At 41.0% G+C, this 23729-nt stretch carries 26 protein-coding genes; 9 read left to right on the top strand and 17 right to left on the bottom strand.

Translation table 11 applies throughout. The annotated features are described in order from the left end of the window. Positions 1–27: 27 nt before the first annotated feature. From LCL89_RS13450 to LCL89_RS13435, 4 genes are all read right to left on the bottom strand, one after another. Positions 28–597, bottom strand: coding sequence for an SCO family protein (locus tag LCL89_RS13450; protein ID WP_224810517.1), 570 nt, complete (start codon positions 595–597; stop codon positions 28–30). Between the two features lie 180 nt (positions 598–777). Further along, positions 778–2019 (bottom strand): dicarboxylate/amino acid:cation symporter, encoded by a 1242-nt coding sequence (locus tag LCL89_RS13445; protein ID WP_197318273.1) that lies wholly within the window; start codon positions 2017–2019, stop codon positions 778–780. A gap of 382 nt (positions 2020–2401) precedes the next feature. After that, positions 2402–3547 (bottom strand): trans-sulfuration enzyme family protein, encoded by a 1146-nt coding sequence (locus LCL89_RS13440; RefSeq protein ID WP_224810516.1) that lies wholly within the window; start codon positions 3545–3547, stop codon positions 2402–2404. Positions 3548–3607: 60 nt separating this feature from the next. After that, positions 3608–4210 (bottom strand): NUDIX hydrolase, encoded by a 603-nt coding sequence (locus LCL89_RS13435; RefSeq protein WP_224810515.1) that lies wholly within the window; start codon positions 4208–4210, stop codon positions 3608–3610. A gap of 101 nt (positions 4211–4311) precedes the next feature. On the opposite strand from LCL89_RS13435, the gene LCL89_RS13430 reads away from it, so the two are divergent. Further along, positions 4312–4488, top strand: a complete 177-nt coding sequence (locus LCL89_RS13430; protein WP_224810514.1) for a hypothetical protein — start codon at positions 4312–4314, stop codon at positions 4486–4488. A gap of 121 nt (positions 4489–4609) precedes the next feature. Next, a complete protein-coding gene (locus LCL89_RS13425; RefSeq protein WP_224810513.1) occupies positions 4610–6043 on the top strand; it encodes a hypothetical protein in 1434 nt (477 codons plus the stop codon). 31 nt (positions 6044–6074) lie between these two features. Here the strand turns inward: LCL89_RS13425 and LCL89_RS13420 are convergent, their stop codons facing one another. Beyond that, entirely contained in the window at positions 6075–6845 is a 771-nt protein-coding gene (locus LCL89_RS13420) for an alpha/beta fold hydrolase (RefSeq protein ID WP_224810512.1), read from the bottom strand. Positions 6846–6976: 131 nt separating this feature from the next. Next, the gene (locus LCL89_RS13415; protein ID WP_224810511.1) at positions 6977–7879 is read right to left on the bottom strand and encodes a DUF1002 domain-containing protein; all 903 of its coding nucleotides are present in this window, start codon (positions 7877–7879) and stop codon (positions 6977–6979) included. A 180-nt stretch (positions 7880–8059) separates the two neighbouring features. On the opposite strand from LCL89_RS13415, the gene LCL89_RS13410 reads away from it, so the two are divergent. Both LCL89_RS13410 and LCL89_RS13405 read left to right on the top strand, forming a co-directional pair. Next, positions 8060–8467 carry a DoxX family protein gene (locus LCL89_RS13410; protein ID WP_224810510.1) on the top strand — a complete coding sequence of 136 codons (408 nt, stop codon included), beginning with the start codon at positions 8060–8062 and terminating at the stop codon, positions 8465–8467. A 24-nt stretch (positions 8468–8491) separates the two neighbouring features. Next, positions 8492–9016, top strand: coding sequence for a type 1 glutamine amidotransferase domain-containing protein (locus LCL89_RS13405; protein WP_224810509.1), 525 nt, complete (start codon positions 8492–8494; stop codon positions 9014–9016). A gap of 37 nt (positions 9017–9053) precedes the next feature. Here the strand turns inward: LCL89_RS13405 and LCL89_RS13400 are convergent, their stop codons facing one another. The 5 genes from LCL89_RS13400 to LCL89_RS13380 all read right to left on the bottom strand — a co-directional run bounded on the left by LCL89_RS13400 (position 9054) and on the right by LCL89_RS13380 (position 13712). Further along, positions 9054–10211 (bottom strand): acyl-CoA dehydrogenase family protein, encoded by a 1158-nt coding sequence (locus LCL89_RS13400; protein ID WP_224810508.1) that lies wholly within the window; start codon positions 10209–10211, stop codon positions 9054–9056. Between the two features lie 246 nt (positions 10212–10457). After that, the gene (locus tag LCL89_RS13395; RefSeq protein WP_224810507.1) at positions 10458–11252 is read right to left on the bottom strand and encodes an STAS domain-containing protein; all 795 of its coding nucleotides are present in this window, start codon (positions 11250–11252) and stop codon (positions 10458–10460) included. An 83-nt stretch (positions 11253–11335) separates the two neighbouring features. Then, positions 11336–11986 carry a nucleotidyltransferase family protein gene (locus LCL89_RS13390; RefSeq protein ID WP_224810506.1) on the bottom strand — a complete coding sequence of 217 codons (651 nt, stop codon included), beginning with the start codon at positions 11984–11986 and terminating at the stop codon, positions 11336–11338. A gap of 293 nt (positions 11987–12279) precedes the next feature. Then, positions 12280–12747 (bottom strand): GNAT family N-acetyltransferase, encoded by a 468-nt coding sequence (locus LCL89_RS13385; protein ID WP_224810505.1) that lies wholly within the window; start codon positions 12745–12747, stop codon positions 12280–12282. Between the two features lie 68 nt (positions 12748–12815). Then, complete coding sequence (locus LCL89_RS13380) at positions 12816–13712, bottom strand: LysR substrate-binding domain-containing protein (protein ID WP_224810504.1); 897 nt, start codon at positions 13710–13712, stop codon at positions 12816–12818. Positions 13713–13833: 121 nt separating this feature from the next. On the opposite strand from LCL89_RS13380, the gene LCL89_RS13375 reads away from it, so the two are divergent. Further along, positions 13834–14826, top strand: a complete 993-nt coding sequence (locus LCL89_RS13375) for a YeiH family protein (protein WP_224810503.1) — start codon at positions 13834–13836, stop codon at positions 14824–14826. Between the two features lie 163 nt (positions 14827–14989). On the opposite strand, the gene LCL89_RS13370 is transcribed toward LCL89_RS13375, so the two are convergent. Further along, entirely contained in the window at positions 14990–15448 is a 459-nt protein-coding gene (locus LCL89_RS13370; RefSeq protein WP_224810502.1) for a VOC family protein, read from the bottom strand. Between the two features lie 118 nt (positions 15449–15566). Between LCL89_RS13370 and LCL89_RS13365 the strand changes: the two genes are divergently transcribed. After that, positions 15567–16013 (top strand): GNAT family N-acetyltransferase, encoded by a 447-nt coding sequence (locus tag LCL89_RS13365; protein WP_224810501.1) that lies wholly within the window; start codon positions 15567–15569, stop codon positions 16011–16013. 31 nt (positions 16014–16044) lie between these two features. On the opposite strand, the gene LCL89_RS13360 is transcribed toward LCL89_RS13365, so the two are convergent. The 4 genes from LCL89_RS13360 to LCL89_RS13345 form a co-directional block, all read right to left on the bottom strand. Then, positions 16045–17199, bottom strand: coding sequence for an AI-2E family transporter (locus tag LCL89_RS13360; RefSeq protein WP_224810500.1), 1155 nt, complete (start codon positions 17197–17199; stop codon positions 16045–16047). A 345-nt stretch (positions 17200–17544) separates the two neighbouring features. Next, positions 17545–18561, bottom strand: a complete 1017-nt coding sequence (locus tag LCL89_RS13355; protein ID WP_224810499.1) for a MoeB/ThiF family adenylyltransferase — start codon at positions 18559–18561, stop codon at positions 17545–17547. A gap of 20 nt (positions 18562–18581) precedes the next feature. Next, positions 18582–19382: an SDR family NAD(P)-dependent oxidoreductase gene (locus LCL89_RS13350; RefSeq protein ID WP_224810498.1), complete on the bottom strand. Its 801-nt coding sequence runs from the start codon at positions 19380–19382 to the stop codon at positions 18582–18584. Between the two features lie 202 nt (positions 19383–19584). Beyond that, complete coding sequence (locus tag LCL89_RS13345; protein WP_197318292.1) at positions 19585–19740, bottom strand: hypothetical protein; 156 nt, start codon at positions 19738–19740, stop codon at positions 19585–19587. A gap of 258 nt (positions 19741–19998) precedes the next feature. On the opposite strand from LCL89_RS13345, the gene LCL89_RS13340 reads away from it, so the two are divergent. After that, complete coding sequence (locus LCL89_RS13340) at positions 19999–20562, top strand: NADPH-dependent FMN reductase (protein ID WP_224810497.1); 564 nt, start codon at positions 19999–20001, stop codon at positions 20560–20562. A gap of 143 nt (positions 20563–20705) precedes the next feature. Then, positions 20706–21527 carry an STAS domain-containing protein gene (locus tag LCL89_RS13335; RefSeq protein ID WP_224810496.1) on the top strand — a complete coding sequence of 274 codons (822 nt, stop codon included), beginning with the start codon at positions 20706–20708 and terminating at the stop codon, positions 21525–21527. Positions 21528–21572: 45 nt separating this feature from the next. On the opposite strand, the gene LCL89_RS13330 is transcribed toward LCL89_RS13335, so the two are convergent. Beyond that, positions 21573–22346, bottom strand: coding sequence for a 3D domain-containing protein (locus LCL89_RS13330; protein ID WP_224810495.1), 774 nt, complete (start codon positions 22344–22346; stop codon positions 21573–21575). A gap of 301 nt (positions 22347–22647) precedes the next feature. Here LCL89_RS13330 and LCL89_RS13325 point away from each other — a divergent pair, with 301 nt between their 5' ends. Further along, positions 22648–23694, top strand: coding sequence for an AimR family lysis-lysogeny pheromone receptor (locus LCL89_RS13325; RefSeq protein ID WP_224810494.1), 1047 nt, complete (start codon positions 22648–22650; stop codon positions 23692–23694). Positions 23695–23729: the final 35 nt, after the last annotated feature.

The following is a 23729-nucleotide window of genomic DNA, read 5'->3' as shown; positions in this document are numbered from 1 at the left end:
CCATGCCCCTTTCAGGATCAAGGAGATTTATTGCACTTTCTCCAAATCTTCTATGATCTTGTCCATTTCCTCATTACTTGTTCCTTTGTATTTCTTGATAACTTTCCCCTCAGGGTTGACCAGGAAGAAGCTCGTTCCATGCATGAATTGTGATGAATCAGGTATTTCATCCACTAAATTTTTAAATGATTTAATAGAGAATTCTTTGATTCTTTCAAATTCATAACCGGTCACAAAAGTCCAATTTTCATAATCGGCATCATGTTTATCGCCGAATGCTTTCAGTTTTTCAGGAGTATCATTCTCTGGGTCTATACTGAATGAAACGAATTCGACATCCAAACCTTTTTCTTCTGCTTTATCCTGTAGAATAGACATGTTTCTTGTCATCGGAGGGCAGACCGTTTCACAATTTGTGAAAATGGTATTCGCAACCCACCATTCCCCTTCTAAATCACTTTTAGTTAGTGTGTTATTATCTTGGGTGGTAAATTCAAAATCCTGGACGGTTTCATCCATATTCGATTCAATTTCCGATTGACCGCAGGCGGCCAACAGGGAAAGAACGGCTATAAGTACGATGTGAATTGCCTTCATAATAAAACTCCCTCTATTCATACTGATTTATACACGTTATTTTCAGTATAGTATAAATTACCTTTCCCTTTGTGAACAAATTTCATCATTTTCATGAACCTTTTTCAATCGCAGCATCCGTGTTTAACAAATTAAAAAGACACCCTTATTCACTAAGAATAAGGGTGTCTTCTATCTTGTTTATGCGTGCATAGCTTCTTTTTCTTCTTTTTCCAATCCGTGCTTTTTCTCTGTTTCAGAAACAACAACGGCACATGCTGCATCACCAGTAATATTCAAGGCAGTTCTTGTCATATCAAGAAGACGGTCGATACCGATAATCAGGGCGATACCTTCCACAGGAAGGTTGACCTGATTGAGGACCATGGCCAGCATGATCAAACCTACTCCCGGTACACCGGCAGTTCCGATACTAGCCAGTACAGCTGTAAGGACAACCATGACCAGCTGAGCAAAGGATAAATCGACACTATACACTTGTGCAATGAATACAGTGGCAACACCTTGCATGATAGCTGTACCATCCATATTGATCGTAGCCCCTAAAGGCTGCACGAAACTACTGACCGATTTCGGTACCTTCAGGTTTTCTTGAGCTGTTTTCATAGAAACCGGTAATGTAGAACTACTGCTGGATGTACTGAAGGCAACCGTCATAGCCGGGAAGAATCCTTTGAAGAAAGCAATAGGACTCCTCTTTCCAAGGAACTTGACAGCTGCACTATAGGTGATTGCACCATGAAGGAACAGCCCCGCGATGACGACCACCATATACATGAACATCGCCTGCGCGCCATCCAGACCCATGGAGCCGATCGCTGACGCAAGCAAACCGAACGCGCCATATGGTGCAAAGCGCATAATCAAGTTTACCAGGTACATCAGGATTTCATTTCCTTGTTCAAGCAAGTCCATAAGCCCCTGCGTTTTCTTACCCAGCATCGCCAGACCTAATCCGATAAAGATGGAAAAAGCGATGATTTGCAGCATATTTCCATCCGTCATAGCCGCAATCGGGTTCGTCGGAATTATGTTCGTAAATGTTTCGACCACTGTCGGAGCTTCTTTACTTTCGAATTCGGCTCCGGATGTATCGATATCAATGTTCCCCGGCTGGAACAGATAAGCTAATGATAAAGCTATAGAGATGGCAATTGTTGTCGTCGCGAGGAAAAACGCGACGGTTTTACCACCAATACGCCCGAGCTTCTTAGGGTCTCCCAATGAGGCAGTTCCTAAAGTGATTGAGAAGAATACGATAGGAACGACCAACATTTTAATTAAGTTCAGGAACACCGTTCCAAGGGGACTGAATAGATAAGCATCTAGTGTGGAGAATAAATCTGGAGCTGTACTGTGCAATACGAGACCGACAATTGCACCGAGAAATAAACCAATAAATATTTTCGTCGTTAGCTTCATCGCATGACCTCCTGTGTTTTAAATTGAAAACGCTTTCGTATATATTGTTTAAAAAAAGCATAGAATCATAGATTACAAACGCTTGTATGTGTATGAAATCGAATGAACTCCTGATGCCTCAACTGTTCCGAAATGTACCGTTCTCAATCACCTCAAGTATTGTGCGAGTGTGTAAAAAGCTCGCCAAGATAGAATTATACCACAACAATTTCAATTGAAAAATATGCTCCAGATCGATCAAGTCTTTCTCCGTCAAAAGTCGCTATGATTCCAAGTCTCTCCATACTACTATATACCTTGATAACTTCCATGATATAGAATATATAAAGCAAAAAAAATCCAACCTCCATTAGTTCGAAGGTTTGGATTTTTTGTAATCAGATCATTTAATTGCTTTATGGATCGCCTGTTTAAACTGATCAATGATATCACTTTCGTCCTCGATCCCGACAGATAAGCGGATGATGGAATCATTGATTCCGATTTTCTCAAGCTCTTCTTGTGAAAGGGCACGGTGGGAAGTCCGTACCGGATAGGAGACTGTTGTTTCTACTCCAGCCAATGTCGGTGCAATTTTAATCCAGCCTAAGGATTTGAAGAACGTAGGGATATCGATCGTTTCTTCCAACTCAATGGTTACGATCGCCCCATTTCCACGATCGGATACAAATTCAGGGTAATAAACGGTTTTGACCAACTTATTGTAATTCAATGCTGCTGCCAATGATTCAGCATTGTGAGACTGCTGTTTCATTCGCAGACCCAACGTCTTCGCTCCTCTTTGTGTCAGCCACGCTTCAAAAGGACTCAAGTTTGCGCCAAGAGTAATGATTTTTTGTTTGGCCGAATCGATGAGATCTTTTGTTCCTACCAAAACACCAGAAGTGACATCGCTGTGGCCTCCGATATACTTGGTGGCACTATGAACGACCAAATCCACCCCTTTAGTACATGGCTGCAGTAAATACGGAGTGGCAAACGTATTATCCACCATCGTTTTGACATTGAATTCTTCCGCAATTTCTACCAGCTTCTCCAAATCTTCTACTCTTAAGAATGGATTTGAAATCGATTCCGTATATAACAACTTCGTATTTTCTTTTATGGAATGCTTCACTTGATCGAAGTCTCTGAAAGATACGATACTGACATCTATACCGAAGTTTACCAGCTCCTTGGTAATCAATTTATGGGAACCGCCATACAGATCTTCTGCCGCGACAATGTGATCTCCCGGCTTCGCTGCAGCAAGGATCCCGGCAAGGATCGCAGACATTCCTGAAGACGTTGAGACACCCGCTTCCGCCCCTTCAAGGTTAGCAATGGTCTTTCCTAATTCTTCGGTGTTCGGATTCTTTTCCCTGCTGTAAAGATAAGGACTGTCTCCCTCGTAATAACTTTCAAGGTGATCCAAATCTTCAAACGTAAAAGCTGAACTTTGGTATATCGGGGTACTCTTACTATTATGTACTTCCTTTTGGTCAAGCTTTTGGTGAACCACTTTCGTATCAAATGATGTATGTGCCATTATATTTCTCCCTTTCTTTCCTCATTAATCCATGATTATATAGAGAGAGATGCACATTTGTCAAAGTTTTTCGACATTTTTCGCTATTTGAGTGATGATAAACCTATAATAATTTTCTTCATGTGGAACGAAATCTCCTTTCCGTAATGGAAGCTTCTTATCATTTAATACAGATGTTCCGTTAATACAGGTACAATCATCATTGAGTAACCTCTCCCATTCCAGGAGTTTAATTTTAATGATGTCTGTCACTTCTTCGCCTATGGTAAATTCACGCTTCTCAAACATCGGAAGCATATAAACATTACAGATTTCACGGTCGATCAATGTAGAAGAAATCAACTCTTCCTGAAAAATCCCCATGTTAATGAGATCTTTTTCATCTACCGTCGTCCCTAACTCTTCTTTTACTTCTCTGACGCCTGCCGATAGCACGCTTTCACCTGCTTCTACATGACCTGCAGCTGTTATGTCGAATAAACCCGGGAATTCTTTTTTGTGTTCAGCACGCTTTTGAAAATAAATGAAAGTTTCGTTTCCTTTCTCTTCAAAAATCCAGCAATGAAAAGTTTCATGCCAGTCTCCTTCCAAGTGAACGAGGCTCCTATCTTTTTCACCTTTTACATTCATGTTTTCATCAAAAACCGTTAAAATTTCAGCCATTTTCCCACCCTTTCAAGAGTATTCATATGATATTTTCACTGTTTTTTCCAGGTTTACCTATGCCCTAATGATGGAATATTAATCGTGAAGGAGTGATTCATATGCCAAAACGGAAACCTAAAAGAGTGAAAAAAGAGAATTCCAGCGAAATTGCTGAAGCATTCAGTAAACCTTCAAAGTATAACACAGCATTTCCACCGCATTCTGAAAATGAAAAAATAGATGATGATTCTGAAGGTGATGCTCTTCTGGACCATTATTCCGATAAGGATTCATAATGTGACCTGGTTCTCTGACGCAGAGGCCGGGTCTTTTTATATGGGAGAGTTCCACACGATGTAACCATTTCTGTTATCCTGAATATATACATTTTTTAACATAAAAGGATGAGTTGACTTTATGACCGTAAAGAAAAAGTGGCAATGGGGATCGATCGCTCTGATTTTGCTGCTGCTGGCAGCCGGTACATATATCAGTACTTCTGAACGGAACGGAAAGCTTACTTTCAGCGAAGATTATAAACCAATGAGAAAAGCAAAAGCAGTGGATAAAGAAGAACTGCCTGCATCCTGGCGGGAAGTTTCCAGCAAAGAAGATGTGGAATCCTTTTACAAAAAAGCAGTTCCGGGTTATTCCCTCGCTCGAGAGCAAGAGGTCATGACCTCCCCTAACGTATCTGCACGCATTCAAAATCGGGACGGGAGGGTTCAAATCAATAATGTTTGGCATACCGGAAAACGTATCTATCTCTTTTACAGCATCGACCTTTCTGCACTCATTGAAGAAAACGAGAATTCACGAATGCAGCCCATCCCTATGTTAGAGTCCTTGGTATGGAATGAAACGAATAACAATGACCGTAAAAGCATGCATGGAAGAATCGTCCATCAGCCAAAAGGGATGTTATTCAATAATCGGTTGTATACAGTGGCAAGGGTTGTACCTGCCCATAAACCTCTGGATGAAGTAAGCCAGGATCAATGGGAGCCATTCGAACCTTTCAATCAAACCATACCAACCACAATGAACCTTAACATCGGTGGTAAGGTGTACTCATCAGATTCTGTTGCTGTCCAATACCAATACCAACCTGTAGATCACAAACTGAAAGAGTATGAATTCACGGGTACTTATGAGACTGATAAAATCCGACTTAAGCCTTTGTCCCTTTCTTTAGGTTTGGATAAGACCACTTTAATGGTCAAAGTCGAAGGAGATTCTAAGAAGTCCATTCAAGCTATTGAAGGTGATCTTCTAGGTGCTGATGGAGAAAGGCTTCCGGTGGTTCCTTATTTAAAACCAGTGCCGGAAAGAAAGAACGTTTATGAAATGACGATTCATGATTCCTTCTCAAAAGTGCCGGACGAAGTAGAACTGCGGGTGGCAAGAATTCAATTCAGGGGAGACACTTCATATACTTTCAATCTTGACTTGAGTGATTATGATCTAGAGGAAAGATATATCCACGTAAATAAAACGGTGGTGGAAGTTGAAGGAACCAATGTTAAACTGAATAAAATCTCGAATGACCCTTCCAACAGGTTCGGTGTCCATCTCACCTATGAACCTGAAAATCATGATCAGGATATTATACTATCAGGTTTTCCCTCTCCTTCAGAACAGAAAAACGGCTATCCGGCTGAAACGATCCACATAACAAGTGACAATGGAAAATCTGATTCCTCTCCTCCTTCCGTTTCCTGGGGGAATCACACTAAGCTTGACGTGAAACCAAAACTCATTGAGGATGCAGAAAACATACAAATTAAAGTCACCGATGTATCCTATTCAAGAAAAGTGGGCCAGTCCTTCTACACAAGGGATGAAAATTAAGAAAAGAGAGCTTTTTAAAAGCTCTCTTTTTTTATACCAGACACCTTTCTTCCAAAAATCGATCGATCGTTCCGTTGAACATTTCCCAATTGGTTGCAGGAATCTGATGATACGCTTTTTCTATCAGAACTAAGGTGGCATCTGGACACTTCCGGTAATATTTCGAATGTGGATTGATCCAGAACTCTTTACTTCCATACATGACCAAAAGTGGAATTTGCAAGTTTGCCAGCCGTCTGCTGCAATCAAAGTGGAAGGCTCGGTTATAGAATTCGTACCATGCATCAGGGTCGGATTTAGCCATGTGTTCATTCAATTCCCTTTTAATTTCCACATCCGAAAAGTGGGAGTGGCTCAACAATTTCGCCAAAGTTTCAGGACTTTTCTTCACCCATTCCATTCCTGATAAAAATTCAAAGCGAAGTCCTCCAGTCGCGACCTTCGGAAAACCGCCGGCCAGAATAAGTGCTTTCACTCGATCAGGAAAAGTCAAAGAAACCTCTTGAGCAATCATTCCTCCACAAGAGTAACCGACCATCACTGCATCCTTCACATCCAGATAGTCCATTAAATCAATGATTTCCCTCGCATAAAAGCTGATGTCCGGAGCTTTCGTCACGGTTTCTGAATCCCCATTCCCGCTCAAATCCGGAAGAATCACCCGATATTTGTGCGACAGCTTGTGCTGCTCTCTGAACACTTTCCGCCCCATCCCAGGCGGGTGTATGAAAACGAGGACATTTCCGTTTCCCTTCTCCTCGTAAAATAATCGTTTTCCATGTTCACCTGTATAATAAGGCATGACCATCCCTCACTAACGAATTTTCATACCCTAGTTTTTCCGAAAAGCCTTCAAATATGTAAACATGAACCCATACATAAAAAGCCTCAGTTCACCCATAATGTTGGACAAACTGAGGCAGGTACTCATATTTATTTAAGTAGTGAAGAAATAAAATCACTCAACGATTGGAAAAATTTTTGTACAGACGATTGAAGGTTGTTCCAGAATCCTTCATCATTGATGAGTTTCTCCAACTTCCCGGTCAAGTCATTCAACTGATTTTTCACCTGGTCGAAATCAATATTCAAACTGCGCATCTGTTCAAACAAATCCACCAGGCGCTGACGATCTTCAGGGGATAATTCAATGTTCAGTGCCTGCAGCTGTTCCTGGACGATTTTTTCTATTTCTTCTTTTGTAGCTGGATTTTGTTCAGCGATCGCTTTCTTGATCTCCGTCAGTAATTCACTGATCTCGGCCTGATCAATGCCTTCTTTTTCAGCTATGGATGTCGCTACATCCAACTCTTCACTCGCAACTTTCATCCGTCCTTGATCAAGTTTTACGCCTTTCGCATCGTACGCTTTATAAATGCCCGTGAGAGCAGAATGACCACTTACTTTTACGGAAGATGCTACAAATACATCGGCATTCTCTACTCCAGCTGTCAATAAAGCGTTCGCGTACATTTCTTTAGTCACTTCAGTTATTTGATCAGGTGTGACGATTTCTATGTTCAATCCTTTTCCATTATCCTTATGAAGGATTTTGACTGAAGAATACATGTTTGAGTTGGGGTTTCCACCGATGTAATCAGCTAAATCCCGGCCATTGACTGTAAACTCATCAATTTCTTCATGTTTGTCGACTTCCAAAAGCCCGGCTACTTCATTTTTTTGCGAATCAGATAAAGCTTCTCCATAAACGACGATCGGAAGACCAAGCTTTTCATTGATTCCTTTATCCCCTTGCGATGCCAAAGCTGTTCCAGAACTTATAAAGACTGCCGTCAAAACCATGAGCACAATCAAAAGACTGAATTTCTTTTTCATAACGAACGACCCCTTCTGAACGAAAATAAGATGAAATGTATTTTACTTAAAATCATTATAACGGATAATTTATAAATGACATCAGACCTAGGATTCATTACTATAGAATTTGAGAACCCTTTACTGATTACTTTCCTATTCTCAAGTACTTGAAACGATTTTTGTTAAGGACGTGTTTTTTTGAAAATCATCCGACTACTGGGGCTCTATTTGTTCTCCATTTCTTTTTTCACCGCTGGAGTCACCCATTTCATTTACGATCGAGGTTATGCAGAAATGCTCCCTGAATGGGTCCCGTTGAAACTGGAACTCGTTTACATTACAGGGATAACGGAATGGCTGCTCGCTCTTCTTCTCATTTTCCCCCAAACGAGAAGAGCGGCCGGATTCGCTACGTCTGCTTTTTTACTACTCGTACTGCCGGCCAATATATATGCCGCTATTCATGGAGTGCCCGCTCCATGGAGCAATGAAACACCACTCGCTGTCTTATGGCTGCGGCCTTTATTCCAGCCTTTGCTCATCTGGTGGGTATTAGCTGTTTCTAAACATTCGTATCAAGCAAACGTGTCTGATAAAATTGAGTAAGAGAATGAATGAAGGAGGTTGTTTATGCGTTTAGAAAACAAGAAAGTCATCGCTCTTGTCAGCAAAGACTTTGAAGACCTGGAGCTATGGTACCCCCTGATGAGACTTCAGGAAGAAGGAGCAGTCGTACACTTAGTGGGAGAAGAAGCCGGCGTAGAATATCCAGGTAAGTATGGTGTTCCTGCCAAATCAGACTATTCTTTCGACCAGATTGACCCTGCTGAATATGATGGCATCCTTGTTCCAGGAGGTTGGTCTCCGGACAAGCTGAGACGTTATGATTCAGTAATCCAAATGGTCCGCCACATGGACGACAACCATAAGCCCATCGGACAAATCTGTCACGCAGGCTGGGTGTTGATCAGCGCGGATATTATACAAGGTCGTAAAGTTACGAGCACGCCTGGAATCAAGGACGATATGATGAATGCAGGAGCCACCTGGGTGGACGAAGCAGTCGTTGTAGACGGTCACATCGTTTCTGCGAGACGTCCGCCTGATCTGCCTCCATACGCAAAAGCTTATGCAGACTTACTTGCTGAACAGTAATAGAAAAAAGATGGGATGTCCTCATCCCATCTTTTTTTCATGATAGAGCTTTTTTCGCCAGCATACTTACGACCGCATCATCCATAGGGGGATTATTCAATCCAGCCCGGACGTCACGGTAATACTTTTCAAATAAAAATGCCTTGGAAAGACCACGTCCTCCAGCAATTCTCATCGCCAAGTCGACAACTTCGCTTGCTGTATTCGTAACCGCAAGCTTCACCGCAGCTAATTCCTCTTCCATTAAGTGCCTATGATCAGGTTCCTCGTCCCATTTCCTCGCGGTTCCATATAAGAAAGAATGAGCTTGCAGCAACTTCCACTCCATCTCTCCAATTTTATCTTGAATATGATTGACCTCTGAGATCGGGGTGTCCAAACTGTTAGGCTGAAAATTTTTAGCGAATTCAATGGCATCGTTACGTGCTGCAACGGCAATCCCTAAATAACACGCCGGGATATGAAGAAGCCATCCCTTAGGCAGGGATTTCCTCTTCGACTTCACTTCCACCAAATCTTCTTCGTTCAGTTCTACTTGATTCAATACAAGATCATCACTGGCGGTTCCGCGCATCCCGAGGGTGTCCCACGTTTTTTCGACGGAAACGCCCGGCTGATGACGGTCGACTAAAAACCAGCCTACTTCCTGAAGGTCTTCTACATAAGCAGAGACAATATAATAATCCAGATGTTCTGCCATGGAAGTAAAAGTTTTTCTTCCATCCAGGATATATTGACCGCCGTTTCGTACGGCTTTCGTTTCAGGAATTCCTCCTCTGGTCGGACTCCCCGTCGCAGGTTCTGTCGCCGCGCGATTGACAACTTTCTGATCTTCTGCCACTTCCTTGGCGAGCCGCTCAAACTGAACATCATTCCAGAGATTGTCTTCCGAAAGCTCCATAAGTACACCTAGGTGCCAGCCTATCGATAGTGCGACAGAGCCATCCCCTTCTGCTATTTTCTCCTGAAGTAAAAGAAATTCATATAAGGATAGATCCTCTCCTCCAGTATCGGCCGGCAGCGTCAAGGAGGGATACTTTTCCTGCTTGATCACTTTTAATGTTTTGTAAGAAAAAACGGCATCCCTGTCGGTTTCTTTTATATGGTCCCGCGCCTCCTGAGAAATTCGTACTGCCTTTTCGAACAATCGTTTTTGGCGATCATTTTTTATCCAAGGTTGCAAGGCATCTCCCACGTCCACTCACTCCCGTTCAATACTTTTGTTTAAATCATACATATGCACTCGGATTTTATCCAATGCTATGCTCGGCTACTTCTTAATGTACCCTTAATGAACATTCGCAAGCATCTTTTCATATCATCATAAGCCGGATGATATGAAGATTTCCATCAGTCTAACCATGAGGTTTCAACGAGCGGGGGATCGCATAAGAAATCTCATCCATAAAAAATTCCGAACCTTTTCAGGCTCGGAAAAAAATTAATGGATCGCTTTAAGAGCTTGTTTTACCGTTGTATAAGTTTTTAATGGTAGATCACTGAAATTGGCGTAAGGAGTACTCTGCATAGCCAGAGATGGTTTCACTCCTGTGATGATCAACTGCGTACCCATAAGTTTAAGCAGTTGATACAATTGGTAAATCCCCATATGTATCGCTTCATTATAAGAATGTATGGCAGACATATCCATAATCATGTAATCTTCCTTTGTTTCTTTCACATGATGACTGACCGTCTCCAGCATATCATGTATTCGATCATCATCTACCGTTCCAATAAGAGGAAGTATAGAGATATCATCTTCTACAGGAACAATCGGAGTCGAAAGACGCTTGACTTCATTGAGGTAATGTCCCATCAAATCTTCTTGTTCACGTCTTTTCGTCACGTCCCGCTGCACACCCACGAAATACGTTTGATCCATGTTTTCGATGAAAACCGGGAAGATTTGAAGTTCATTCCAGAATGGCGTCCCATCTTTTCTGTAATTTCTTATCTCCACAAATACAGGATGATAATCTTCCAGGCCCGCCTTTATTTTTGAAACAACTTTTGAAGAGGTTTCTTCCCCTTGTAAAAATCGACAATTCCGGCCTAAGATTTCCTCTGAGTCGTAACCGGTCAACTCTTCAAACCCTCGATTGCAATAAATCATCGGATTATCTTCCTGTTCAGGGTCTGTGATGACCACTCCAGCCCCCACACAATCTATAGCCGCTTTTATGAATTCATTCTTTTGTATTTCTTCCAACTTTTGAAAGTAAACGTCGTTCATAACCCCAATCCCCTTTTATATATGGATTCTTTACTATTATAATAAAATGAATCCGAAAGAAATGACAACTTAAAACCGTAGATTTACCAAGGTTTTATTACCAATTCAGGCCAATAGGACTTCCACTTCATTGCTTTTTCAATATATATTTCTTCATTAACTAATCGTTTATTAGGGCGCACGACCAAATCAAATAAATCGTTTAAACCAAAAGGAGCAATTACGTGGTAGGTATCTCCGTCTCTTTTCACCGCAATTGCCGATGCTGTAGTGGGCCAGGTGCCGACTGCCTGTTCAATCGACGTGTAAGGCGAGGGTTCTACCCCAAACTTTTCTTTATACCATTGATGGACGAGAGCCTGATTGGTTAAATCCACCGGGAAGGGGTGATCGGTTAATAAATTCCTTACTTTTTCTTCTTTTATTTTCTCATCCCTCACCGTTTCTGAAGGGTCGAAATAGATGAGATCTGCATCTCCAATTCCGTATGTCGGCGAGTATCCATGATGAGTGTTCCATATGGTTTGAGTAATCACTCCAGCACCTATATATGCTTCCGAAAAACAAGTGTCTGCAGCATCGAATAATTCCTGTATGTAAGGTTTGTCATGAATGATTTCAATTAACTTTCTTTCTTGATTGATTTTTACTCCTCCTCTATCAGCCTCAAGACTATCATTTGATATTTCGAGAACCATGCCTGATTCAATTAAGCCTATCAGATATATAAACAAAAAAGGTATGTTTCTTTTTAGAACATACCTTTCCAAGTTAGTATCCGACATATATAAATTTGTGAACTCTCCTGCTATCTCGTCTCTTCTCTAGGTGCTTTATATACCTTCTCCACTTCCACTCCCAGCGTCTTCAAATATTCGACAATCTGGTCTAGGCTCTTCATTGTTTCACCTCAATGTGCATAAGTATTTGCTCGCGCATGTAATAGGCTGTTGTCTAACCTAAATACGAACAGAACCCTGAAAACGTTTCAAATTTTATTTATAATGCACGATACCCTATAAGATGCTCAACTATGCAGTTTTTTACACATTCGTATGTTTTTCATCGTTATACCTTGAACGGATTTGCTTTGTTCGCCTATGATTCTGAATCCTTGCGACTTGAAGAAAGGATAAGCTGTCACACTCGATTCTGTGTGTAAAACCAAAGCCTTGTTTTTAGAAGCGAATTGTTCCACAACATTTAATAATGACCGTGCTATCCCTTGCCGTTGTAAATCTTTATGGACATAAAGCAGGTCCACCATATCTGGAGGCTGTAAATTTACAATACCTACGATCCGACCTCCGCTTTTTGCAACGAAGGCTTCAGACGACTGGATCCGTTTGGTCCACTGCTGTACATCGGTGAAGCTTCCAGCCCACACTTCCCTTTCCCTAAAGGAATAATCCTGTCCATTGATGGAATGAATCGTCTCCTGAATCATTCTGAGAACTTCCTCGATATCTTTTTCTGAAAAACGGCGGATCTCCAATTACAAGACACCCCTTTTCTCCTCAGTTTCTATCATACCAAATATTCTGAATAAAAAATCATACGATTCTATGACAATTTAAAATGGGAAATTTGCTCTAAAAGTTCTATAAAAACCTTGGCGTTCTTAGATATTTCCTCATCATTTTCCTGAACCACAAGCGAAAAATACCGTTTCATGGGGGACATGAAAGGTAGGTGTACCCTTAACTGTTCTGCTCCGGTGTGGCGAACGACGGTTTTGGATAGGAGTGATAATCCGATCCCTTCTTTTACTGCCTGTACGACGCCATGGTTGCTCCCGATTGTAATCACTTTTTCAGGTCTGATGTTATAAGAATGCAACATCGTATCAAACATCGCTCCTGTTCCTGAGCCTGACTCTCTTGTCACCCAGGTCAAATGCTGCAAATCATCTACAGTTGAAGAGGTGAGGTGTTGTAACGAATGGTTTTTCGGAGCAATGATGACCATTTCGTCTTCCAAAAAGGGCGTGGAGTGTAACCCTTTATGGCTGACTTTTCCTTCAACCAGACCTAAATCCAAATCATGATTCTGCAACCCTTGATTAATTCGTTCAGAGTTGGCGATTTCCACTTTGATATCAATGCCTGGATATAATTCATCATACTGTTTCAGCAGAGAAGGAAGAATGTATTCTCCGACGGTATAGCTTGCACCAATATGAACTGAACCCCGTAAGTGATTGTGGTACTCCAAAACTTCTGACCTGGTCGTTTCCATCATCCTTAAAACCTGCCTGGCCCGCTGGTAGACGAGTTCTCCCGTTTGAGTGACAATGAATCGCTTTGGAGAACGGTCAATTAACGTCGTATCGTAATAGTCTTCTAGATTTTTAATATGAAAACTGACGGTAGGCTGAGAAAGACTCAATATTTTGGATGCCTTGGTAAAGCTTTTCTGGTCTACTACGGTTACAAATGTCTTCAAGGCTTCGAAATCCACACTGATCATCCTTATTATTAAAATTATTAATGATTGAGATTATAATCTTTTATTTTACTAATCTTAACTGCACTCGTATAGTAAGTACAGTGAAAATAGATAGAAAGACGTGATTACACCTATGAAACCTGCCCTATGGCGTTCCTTATTTCCAGGAATTGCACTTACAGCCTTCATCGCTTCAGTTGGATTCATGGTTGCTCAACTACCCTTGGCCGATAAAGTCGGCCCTTTAGCTGCAGCCATTTTATCAGCAGTACTTTACCGTCACTTTTTCGGTTATCCAGAAAAAATCCATAGTGGCATTCAATTTTCAGCAAAAAAATTACTTCGATTGGCCATTATTTTATTCGGTTTGAAGCTTAATATGAATGTAATATGGAATGAAGGCCTGCCTTTGTTAGTTCGGGACCTGCTTGTCATATTGTTTGCGATCGGTCTCATGATGATTCTTGCCCGCCTCTTCAAGGCGGATGAGTCCTTATCTATGCTGCTCGGTATCGGTACAGGTGTATGCGGCGCCTCCGCTATTGCAGCCGTATCACCGATTTTAAAAGCAAAAGAAGAAGATACAGCTATCAGTGCCGGCATCATTTCCATTGTAGGTACTGTGTTCGCGATCGGTTACACGATAATCAGACCTTGGCTTCCAGTAGATGCTGAAGCTTATGGGATGTGGGTGGGACTCAGCCTGCATGAAGTCGCTCATGTCGCTCTCGCGGGTGCTGCAGCTGGAGATGATGGACTTGGAATGGCTTTGTTAGGAAAGCTGGGACGAGTCTTTTTGCTGGTTCCCCTTAGTCTGGTTTTGATCGCCATAATGAGAAAAAGCTCAAAAAGCCAAGGTGATCATACGATTGCTTACCCATGGTTTCTTGTCGGCTTCATTCTCATGAGCCTTTTCGGAAGTTATGTTAACGGAAACCTGGTAGTCATACCCACACCTGTGATGGAAGGAGTATCTTTCCTCACCTCATTTCTGCTTACAATGGCAATGGTAGGACTCGGCTTGAATGTAAGCTTGCGTGATTTGAGACAGAAAGCATGGAAGCCTATGCTCTTGCTGCTCATCACTTCTTTACTGCTTTCCTTTTTGACATACTGGATCGTATAGAAAAACTGTACCGGCAAATGTCAGGAGAATCACGATTAACAAAGCAGTATCGGAATCCTTCAACCGACTCGAGCTCAGTGTTTTATCGACGATTCAATAGATAGTTTGACTAGTAAAATCACTAAAGGCGTCCACCTATCCGGTTGGACGCCTTATCTGTTCATTATTCTTTATTGAACTTTTCCCAGTCTGATACATACATTTTTTCCTGAACGTTCTTTTTATTTTCAATTTTACTGATCAATTCCAAACTGTTGCCGTCCGGATCGTTGAAATGTATTTTGGCATGAGCATAAGAATCATGAGGAATGACGAACGGTTGATCCGGTTCAAAACCGAAAGCCTTTCTAGGTTTCATCCCTTTTTCTTTCAACCATTCTACAGATTGTTTCAAATCTTCATAAGATACTTCAAAAGCGATATGTCTTATAGAGGGATGGTAAGGGAGATCGACACGATCAGAATTCCATAACCCTAACCAGCTCTTCCCTTTTTCAATCCATAAAAAAGCGATTTGGTCTTCAACTTTATGATCGAACTCAAGCCCGAGTTTTCCGTAAAATTCAATGGACTCATCCAGGTTGCTTACTGGTAGATGAGCTTCATATAAACCTTTAATCATTGTATCCATCCTTTCATTCCACGTCTCCCACTTCTAGATGTATTGGCAACATTCCTCCTTCTGTTAAAATAGAAGAGGAAATATACACAGTAATTTTAAATATGAAAGGATAGACCATATGCCTATTCGTACCCTTCAGCCTTCAAGAAGAGAAACGGCTGAAATCATATATAAGATGCAGTATCGGTCTTATCAAATAGAAGCGGACTTGATCGATTTTCAAGACCTCCCTCCCCTTAAGGAAAGTGTGGAAACCATCCAGAACTCGAATGAAACGTTTTTAGGATATTTTAAAGATGATGAGTTGGTAGGCGTCGTCTCTTATAAAGATGAAAATGAGGAAATTGACATTTACCGAATGATGGTCGATCCTGACCATTTCAGAAAAGGGATTGCCGACTGTCTCCTCACCTATTTGAAAAAGCAGTACCCCGATCACACCTTCATCGTTCATACAGGCTCTAAGAACACTCCGGCCGTGAATTTATATAAAAAGCATGGATTCGATACGGTAGACGAAGTCGAAGTCGCTCCGAATATCTATATCAGCCAAATGAAAACATGAAAAGGCAGAGGTCATAAAACCTCTGCCTTACTTATTCCTGGTCAATTTGATATTGATCTTCAACTTCGACAAACTTGTTATATCTTCTCTGCATCCAATAAAAGACGTGGGAGACCAAAACCTTTAATATGGCAAACCCAGGAATAGCCAGGATAATACCTATGATTCCATATAAATGCCCTGCCGTCAGCAACACGAAAATGATGGTGACAGGATGGATATGCAAGCTTTTGCCCATTATTTGAGGGGAAATGAATTTCCCTTCAAGCAATTGTACGACTGTCCATACAAAAGCCAGCTTCAAAACCATGAAAGGGGAGGTGACAATAGCAATGATCAACGCTGGTGTAATGGCTATCATTGGTCCTAAATAAGGAACAACGCTAGTCACACTGGCTATGGCAGCCAACAACAAAGCATAGTCGAGACCAATGATCAAAAAGCCGATATACATCATCACCCCGATGCAGAAACTGACGATGATCTGCCCTTGGATATATGCACTTAATTGATGGTCAATTCCCTTGAATACACTGATTACTTGGGACCTTGCTTTTGGAGGAAAGAGACTGACGATTTTATTTGGCAGTTTGTGCCCGTCCTTCAGCAGGTAAAAAAGGATGAATGGCAGAGTAACGAGTGCCACGACTACATTGGTCAAAGTCGTAATGAATCCCGTTATCCCCTCAATCGTCTGGGCTGCATAACTAGGCAGATCAGGAAGTTGATTTAAAACTCCGTTCACATCTTGAAATAAATTACTATAGTACTCTCCGAATACGGAATCTCGGAGCCACTGATCTGCTGTGTTGATTAAATCACGTAAATATCTTGGAAGTTCCTCAGCGAGACTGACGAACTGCTTTTCCAAAAATGGAATGATTAGAACAATCAACAACGTTATCAGACCGATCACAACCAACAATGTTATCAAAATGGCCCATATACGCTTTATCTTCCATGACTCCATTAAGTTGATGATTGGCCGTAGCAGATAGTATACGACCACTGACAAAATGATCGGTAACGCTACCGTTTCCACAAAAACAACGAGTGGTTTAAAGATGAAATCCAACTGTGTGTAGACGAGAAGGTTCAAGCCGATGAGGAAAAAAACTCCTAATATGTATAACAGCTTCCGCCCTCCCAAGAAACGGATCACCGGTGTAGAGTCCCAGCGATTCATATGCATTTCTCCTTTTTCATTCCAGGCTCTTATTCAATACTACGATATTCTTCACTGATCACAATTCATAACACCATTTTACATAGCCTTATTCTATAAAAATTCATAATTTTATGTAAGGTACATTCTACCATAAATAGAAAAAAACACGTGCTGAACTTCAGCACGCGTCAATATTTCCCTCTTCTTTTCCGCATGAACTTTTTAATGACTGGATAGATGACAGGTCCATATTTGAATACTTTTTTAAGAATACGTCCCATACAAGAATCCTCCTCGGAAGTATAAGTTATAATTAAGTGTTCCCTTTAAATTTCTCCGGCAAACACAACAGGCTTATGTAAGTCACCCGACTACTTGATGATAAAGACTTTTAGCTTTTGAGATATCCTTGGTCCCATGTATAAGGACACGACCATCAGCAAAAAACACCATTCGATGCTTCCCGTCATGGTAAGTGAGTAAAAAAGAGTTGTACTTCACATGCTCCTCCGGCAGCTTTTCTTTCAGTTCCAACAAATCTCTCTTCCCTCCAAAAGATGGACGGATTTGTACTGTCTCCCTTCCACACAAAACCACCGTCTTCGAACGATGACTTTCTGATAAGAATGGATAAGCCGGTGACTCCCCGCAAGAAGAACACGCTTTTCTTTTAGCATGGGACACTTTGAATGCAGAATAATGATGCTTCCACAAGTCAAAAGTCACAAACTTATGATGAAGTGATTGTCTATCGTCTACTAAAACCTTCATAGATTCAGCCACTTGATGGGCGGCGACCATATGCACGACTGGACTGATGACTCCTGCCGTATCACAAGTAGCACCTCCCATAGGGATTTGTTCAAGCAGGCAGCTCAAACAAGGAGTCTTCCCGGGGAGAATCGTATAGCTCATGCCATAACTCCCCACGCAGGCACCATAAATCCATGGGACTTTAAATTTTTGAGAAACATCATTGATCAGCAAACGGGTTTCAAAATTATCCGTCCCATCCAGAATCAAATCTACGTATGGAACGATCTCTTCTAATTGTTCTTTTTGGCAATCGGCCACTCTTGCCTCAACCTCTACTGACGCATTGATTTTGCCGAGCCTTTTCTTAGCGGCAACCGCTTTTGGAAGTTGTTCACGTGCATCCTTTTCTGAGTAAAGCTGCTGCCTTTGAAGGTTGCTCATCTCCACATAATCACGATCGATGATTGTCAGCTTTCCGATCCCTGCACGTACTAATTGCTCCGCACTGCATGCTCCCAAGGCGCCCATACCGACAATCAATACATGAGACTTGTTCAAACGTTCCTGGCCGCTTTCTCCAATCGGTGCAAATAAACGCTGCCTAGAATAACGCTCATCGTTCATTTGAATACTCCCCTTCTCTGTTACCTCATCACACTTCCCCCTGATATTTTCAAAGATTCTCCGACAATGTTTTCAGACGCATTGGATAAAAGAAAAATAATTGAACGTGCTACCTCATCCGCCTCACTGATCCTTCCAGACGGAATCCCCTGCTCGGAAAGTTTCCGCTGCTCTTCATAGCTATTTCCATTCCTTTCTCCTAAACCAGCAATTGCACTACGTCCCATCTCTGTATCTACGAAACCCGGACAGACAGCATTGACACGAATTCCATGTTCAATGGCTTCTACCGCAAAGGATTGAGTGAAACCGATGACGGCAAATTTCGAAGCACTATAAGCTATATTGCTATGGGTACCTCGTAATCCTGATAAAGAAGATACGTTAACTACCGCACCTCTCTGATTTTCCTTCATCTGCTCATACACACCTTGAGTCAATAGAACGGTAGAAAAATAATTCAATTCCATCATTTTTCTCATTTTTTCTTCTGAGAGCCGATCGAGCGGATCTCCTCCTGCAATTCCTGCCGAATTGACAAGACCGGTAACAGGCCCAAAAGTTTGTTTTGCATCCTTCAATAACCGCTCTCTGTCTTCTGAATCATTCAAATCAGCGGGACATACAAAAATTTCTGCTTTTTCATTAAGATTAGCACATGAGTCTTTCAATTTGTGCAGCTTTTCTTCATTACGCCCTGTAATGGTCAACTTTGCACCCATCGCGGCTGCCTCCACAGCCGTTTCATAACCGATCCCACCAGTGGCACCGGTAATCAAAATGTGTTCACTTTTAAATGCATCATTCGAAAATAACGCCATTCTTCTCTGCCTCCTTTCTGTCTTCTTATCCTTATTGTTCAGGAATGAAACAACTTGAGGAGTCCTTTGAAGCAAAAAAATCAGCGTTTAATTGACAGAATTGTCATTAAACGCTGATCCACGGATCCCCTCTTTTCAGGTAGTCCGCTGTAATTATTCTTTTTTCCATTCGTCTCATAGCTGACCTCACCACTTCTAATTGCTATTTCCGTTTATTATTCTGCTTACGGAAAGAGAATAGAACCTTTCCGGACCGTGTCCGTTTTACACCTTTAGCCTTAGTTTGAGCTTTGCCTTCAGGGCTGTTTTTGTAGTCCTGGTCGAACAGCTCACGGGCTTTTGAATAAAGCAGAGTCATTGTGGTGAACCTCCTTTTCTTTTGAAGATATTATACGATTCCCCACGATAATATTAGTAAAACGTCGTATATGCAAGAAAAAAATATTTTTTATGTTCAATTTCTTTTATCACGGCTATTTATGGACGATAATGCCTGTTTTAACCATATATTCCACTGATTTCTCACTACTCCCTAGCTTCAATATGAGCATATCAGTAGTATCCAACATTTTCCCTTCTTATAATGAAAGTAGCTTTTTTAAGGAGGAATGGGTTTATGTTGAAAGTAGCCGCATTAGTGGGAAGCATAAGAAAAGAATCCTATAATATGAAGTTAGCCAAGTTTATCAAAGACCGTTTTAAAGATCACTTAGATATTCGATTTGTGCCGATTCGAGATTTAGCTCATTATGACCAGGATATCGAAAATGAAGCTCCCTCCTCTGTACAGAATTTCAAGGACCTGCTTTCAGATGTTGATGCCTTCTTAATTGTCACACCTGAATTCAACCATTCCATTCCAGGAGTTTTGAAGAATGCCCTGGACTGGTTATCCCGTGGCGATAAAGAAATGAACGGAAAACCCACCTTTTTAGCTGGAGCTACCATGGGTGCTCTTGGTACTGTCAGAGCTCAAATGCATTTGCGTCAAATTTTAAATGCTCCTGGGATGGGTGCAAAAGTATTGCCGGGGAATGAAATATTAATCGGACATATTCAACATAAAATGGACGAAAGCGGACAATTAACTGACCAAAGGACGATTGATTTCATCGATGGTGTGGTCGAGGAATTTATACAATTCGCTGAAACTGTAAAACCAAAATCAAACGTATTATAAGCCTCCTAAGGTCTTTACTTAGAGGCTTTTTTGATCTCTACTCTAAAATATTTTTGAAATCTCATTAGTTTGGGGAAAATAGATGTATAACAAGAGATACATAAGGGTAAAGTTCATTACACTTTGGTTTGGAGGATAGAATGATGAATCAATTAAATGAAAAAATGGCGGAATATTTTCAAGAAAATCAAGAAAACCTGGTGAATGAATTGCTGCCTCATACACTGGATCATTTGAATCTAACTTATACAGACGAAGATTTAAAACAACACGATCAAATGCTCAGCGCTCTTCTTGATCGTGTAGCCAAAAGCCTTCATCGAACGGATAAAGAGACAAATGAGGCTGAGACGGGTTATGATTCTGAGGATTATTTTTATTCCCAAGGAGTTCTGTTAAAAAATACGGTTGATGTCCTCAGTGTTTTCAGACTTAAATTAGTCAACCATTTACGTGATACAGAGTTGATAAAAGAAGCTCGGCTGGATGAAGGATTTGAATTGGTTGAACAACTGATCTTTGCATTTGATGCAGCCATACGTCAAACGACTAAAAATTATAATGCATTGAAAGAAAGGGAAAAAGAAAATTTCGAGCAGCATTTAAACTCCATGTCTACGCCGGTAGTATTGATCGATGATGCTCAAGCAGTCGTCCCGCTGGTTGGTGAATTTTCTACTGAACGTTTTGAAATTGTAATGAAAAATACTCTGGAGAAAGTGAAGAAGCACAACTTGCGTGTCATTTTCATTGATTTTTCAGGTATTGCCACATTCGATTCTGTGTTCATCAACGACATTTTCCATATGACCCAAACCATTCAACTTTTAGGAACAAGGACCGTTTTAACAGGTATTCAGACTGATATAGCCACCGCTGCTGTTGAAGCCAATATGAGTTTTGAAAAGCTGGAAACCTTCGGGGAGCTGCGACAGGCTCTCGATATCATCAACAAACGGAAATAAAAAAAGCGATATCCCCAGCGGATATCGCTTTCTCTTTTTATTCAATTAGGAATCCAATACTTTCACTTCAACGGTTTGACGACCGAAATCCAGAGCGTCAGAACGGTTTGGGATAAAGACGTCAATTCGGTTGCCTTGAATAGCTCCGCCAATATCTCCAGCGATGGCTTTTCCGTATCCTTCAACGTAAACTTCAGATCCGAGAGGAATGACATCCGGGTCTACGGCAATCACTTTGCGGTCAGGATTTTCTAACAGGTTGATTCCTGTATAAGTCGTACCGGAGCAGCCTTCACAATGAGCTGTATACGCTGTCGCTTCCATAGTCATTGTCGTAGCTTCCTGCTCTTCACTTGATGGCTCATTGGATGTGTGTTCAGCTTCTTCTTCATGACTGTGTGAAGTATTTGCTGTTTGTTCTGAAGAACCATCGACTGTAAGTTGTTGACCTGGATGAATCAAGTCAGAGTTCAATTGGTTTGAAGACTTGAGAGAGCTTACGCTTACTCCATATTCCTGGCTGATTGCCCATAGGGTGTCACCAGATTTGACCGTGTACGTTCCTTCGGTTTGATTAGATTGAGAAGTTGTATCGGCTTCTGTGTCGTTTCTTTCATTGATCGTCAATGTTTGACGAGGATAAATAAGATTTGAAGATAGATTGTTAATTTCTTTTATATGATTAACGGTGACATTGTTTTCTTGTGCCATGCCCCATAAAGTATCGCCTTTTTCAACTACAAGCTCTTCTGCGCTTGCAACGGTTGTTGTTCCCATAATCGTAGTGACCGCCGCCAAAGAAAATATTGTTTTTTTCATGATTTTAGTCCTCCTTGGTAAACAGTCGCTGCTCATGAATTCAGTATTTTGCATGAGCTCTGTATCAAAATCACAATTCCTACTATAACATCTTTAAAGTTATAGCCAATAACAGAAGGACAACAATCACATTTCATGGATTACATCCCCATTACACACTGTAATAATATAGATGTTCAACTAATGACTTCCATTTTATAAAGCCTTGCACACAATAATATTCTAAAGATTCTTAAATTACTTTGTATTCGTCTTCTTTAGCGATATAATAGAGTTATTAAAGGTTGGAGGTAGAGGATTCATGGGCAATCAACACATCATTGAGCCGAATCAAGTCAATCGCATCCATCTGGTTCATTTTTCTGACATCTATGAAGTTTACTACCATTACCTCAGTATCCATTCGAAATCGGATGCTTTAGAGCTTACTAGACGTTATGTAGTCAAAACCATTCATAAGAGTATCGAAGAACAGCTGGCCGCCTTCGAATTCTTATATATGAATGACTTCTTTGATGAACTGGAAAATGAACTGCACAAAAAGCATTATGATAAGGGTGCAGCTTTGGTCTATAGTATCATTCTCAAACGTAAAGATACTCCTTTAACGGAGGACGAACTTGCGGAACTTGAATCTTTACATTTCACACATCCTTCTCTTCAAAGTCTCCGCTTATTTTTACTCGTATATGCTCATTACGATTTGAAACAATACCAGGGGATGGACAAATATGCTGATGAAATTCAAGCATCCTTATTCACCATCAATGAGCCATTACTACACTATTATCTCAAGCTGCGATACGATGAAATTTCTTTTGTACACTATTGGAAAACCAACAACTTGATACTAGCTAAAAAGTTCGCCTATAAATTCATCAACTCTGACTTAGCTCCAAGAAAATACACGGCTATGCATCACCATTTGGCATTATGTAATGCATTCCATGATTATGATGAAGCGATGTATTACGCCAATAAAGCAGCAGACTTAGCTGAAAAACACAGATTAACAAGAGCATTGAAGTCAGTGTCTGAACATACCATTCCGTTCATATCAGCTTTTCACGAAAAGGTCGGAGACATCCATACTCCTGACCCTGTAGAGACTGCACATATCAACATAATGAAGGGAGATTTGGAACCTGCGATCACGTATTTATCTTCTTTAAATACATTAACCCCTTTCCAGCAAAGTTATTTAGGGTTGGCAACAAGAGATAAGAGTCTGCTTTTAGAAGCTAAGGACCGTTTCATCAATCAATACGGAGACATGTTCTTCGCGCAACTCCCTGAACAATATTTACTAAGGGTAGATTCCATAAAAAAAGAAGCTGTTGAAATATAACAGCTTCTTTTGTCTTTGCTTCTTGATGATGTAGA

It is taken from the genome of Halobacillus yeomjeoni, assembly GCF_020171525.1.
Taxonomy (GTDB): Bacteria; Bacillota; Bacilli; order Bacillales; family Halobacillaceae; genus Halobacillus; species Halobacillus yeomjeoni.
The sequence above is the reverse complement of the archived record's forward strand: the minus strand, read 5'-3'. Positions and strand labels throughout refer to the sequence as shown.

What these genes read in the sequence shown, in the direction of transcription:
- LCL89_RS13330 (WP_224810495.1), bottom strand. Translation starts at nt 22,346, where the DNA reads ATGAAAAAAACAATATTTTCTTTGGCGGCGGTCACTACGATTATGGGA.
- LCL89_RS13375 (WP_224810503.1), top strand. Translation starts at nt 13,834, where the DNA reads ATGAAACCTGCCCTATGGCGTTCCTTATTTCCAGGAATTGCACTTACA.
- LCL89_RS13360 (WP_224810500.1), bottom strand. Translation starts at nt 17,199, where the DNA reads ATGAATCGCTGGGACTCTACACCGGTGATCCGTTTCTTGGGAGGGCGG.
- LCL89_RS13395 (WP_224810507.1), bottom strand. Translation starts at nt 11,252, where the DNA reads ATGAACGACGTTTACTTTCAAAAGTTGGAAGAAATACAAAAGAATGAA.
- LCL89_RS13435 (WP_224810515.1), bottom strand. Translation starts at nt 4,210, where the DNA reads ATGGCTGAAATTTTAACGGTTTTTGATGAAAACATGAATGTAAAAGGT.
- LCL89_RS13325 (WP_224810494.1), top strand. Translation starts at nt 22,648, where the DNA reads ATGGGCAATCAACACATCATTGAGCCGAATCAAGTCAATCGCATCCAT.
- LCL89_RS13345 (WP_197318292.1), bottom strand. Translation starts at nt 19,740, where the DNA reads ATGACTCTGCTTTATTCAAAAGCCCGTGAGCTGTTCGACCAGGACTAC.
- LCL89_RS13350 (WP_224810498.1), bottom strand. Translation starts at nt 19,382, where the DNA reads ATGGCGTTATTTTCGAATGATGCATTTAAAAGTGAACACATTTTGATT.
- LCL89_RS13415 (WP_224810511.1), bottom strand. Translation starts at nt 7,879, where the DNA reads ATGAAAAAGAAATTCAGTCTTTTGATTGTGCTCATGGTTTTGACGGCA.
- LCL89_RS13355 (WP_224810499.1), bottom strand. Translation starts at nt 18,561, where the DNA reads ATGAACGATGAGCGTTATTCTAGGCAGCGTTTATTTGCACCGATTGGA.
- LCL89_RS13340 (WP_224810497.1), top strand. Translation starts at nt 19,999, where the DNA reads ATGTTGAAAGTAGCCGCATTAGTGGGAAGCATAAGAAAAGAATCCTAT.
- LCL89_RS13440 (WP_224810516.1), bottom strand. Translation starts at nt 3,547, where the DNA reads ATGGCACATACATCATTTGATACGAAAGTGGTTCACCAAAAGCTTGAC.
- LCL89_RS13445 (WP_197318273.1), bottom strand. Translation starts at nt 2,019, where the DNA reads ATGAAGCTAACGACGAAAATATTTATTGGTTTATTTCTCGGTGCAATT.
- LCL89_RS13370 (WP_224810502.1), bottom strand. Translation starts at nt 15,448, where the DNA reads ATGATTAAAGGTTTATATGAAGCTCATCTACCAGTAAGCAACCTGGAT.
- LCL89_RS13430 (WP_224810514.1), top strand. Translation starts at nt 4,312, where the DNA reads ATGCCAAAACGGAAACCTAAAAGAGTGAAAAAAGAGAATTCCAGCGAA.
- LCL89_RS13420 (WP_224810512.1), bottom strand. Translation starts at nt 6,845, where the DNA reads ATGCCTTATTATACAGGTGAACATGGAAAACGATTATTTTACGAGGAG.
- LCL89_RS13335 (WP_224810496.1), top strand. Translation starts at nt 20,706, where the DNA reads ATGAATCAATTAAATGAAAAAATGGCGGAATATTTTCAAGAAAATCAA.
- LCL89_RS13450 (WP_224810517.1), bottom strand. Translation starts at nt 597, where the DNA reads ATGAAGGCAATTCACATCGTACTTATAGCCGTTCTTTCCCTGTTGGCC.
- LCL89_RS13365 (WP_224810501.1), top strand. Translation starts at nt 15,567, where the DNA reads ATGCCTATTCGTACCCTTCAGCCTTCAAGAAGAGAAACGGCTGAAATC.
- LCL89_RS13425 (WP_224810513.1), top strand. Translation starts at nt 4,610, where the DNA reads ATGACCGTAAAGAAAAAGTGGCAATGGGGATCGATCGCTCTGATTTTG.
- LCL89_RS13405 (WP_224810509.1), top strand. Translation starts at nt 8,492, where the DNA reads ATGCGTTTAGAAAACAAGAAAGTCATCGCTCTTGTCAGCAAAGACTTT.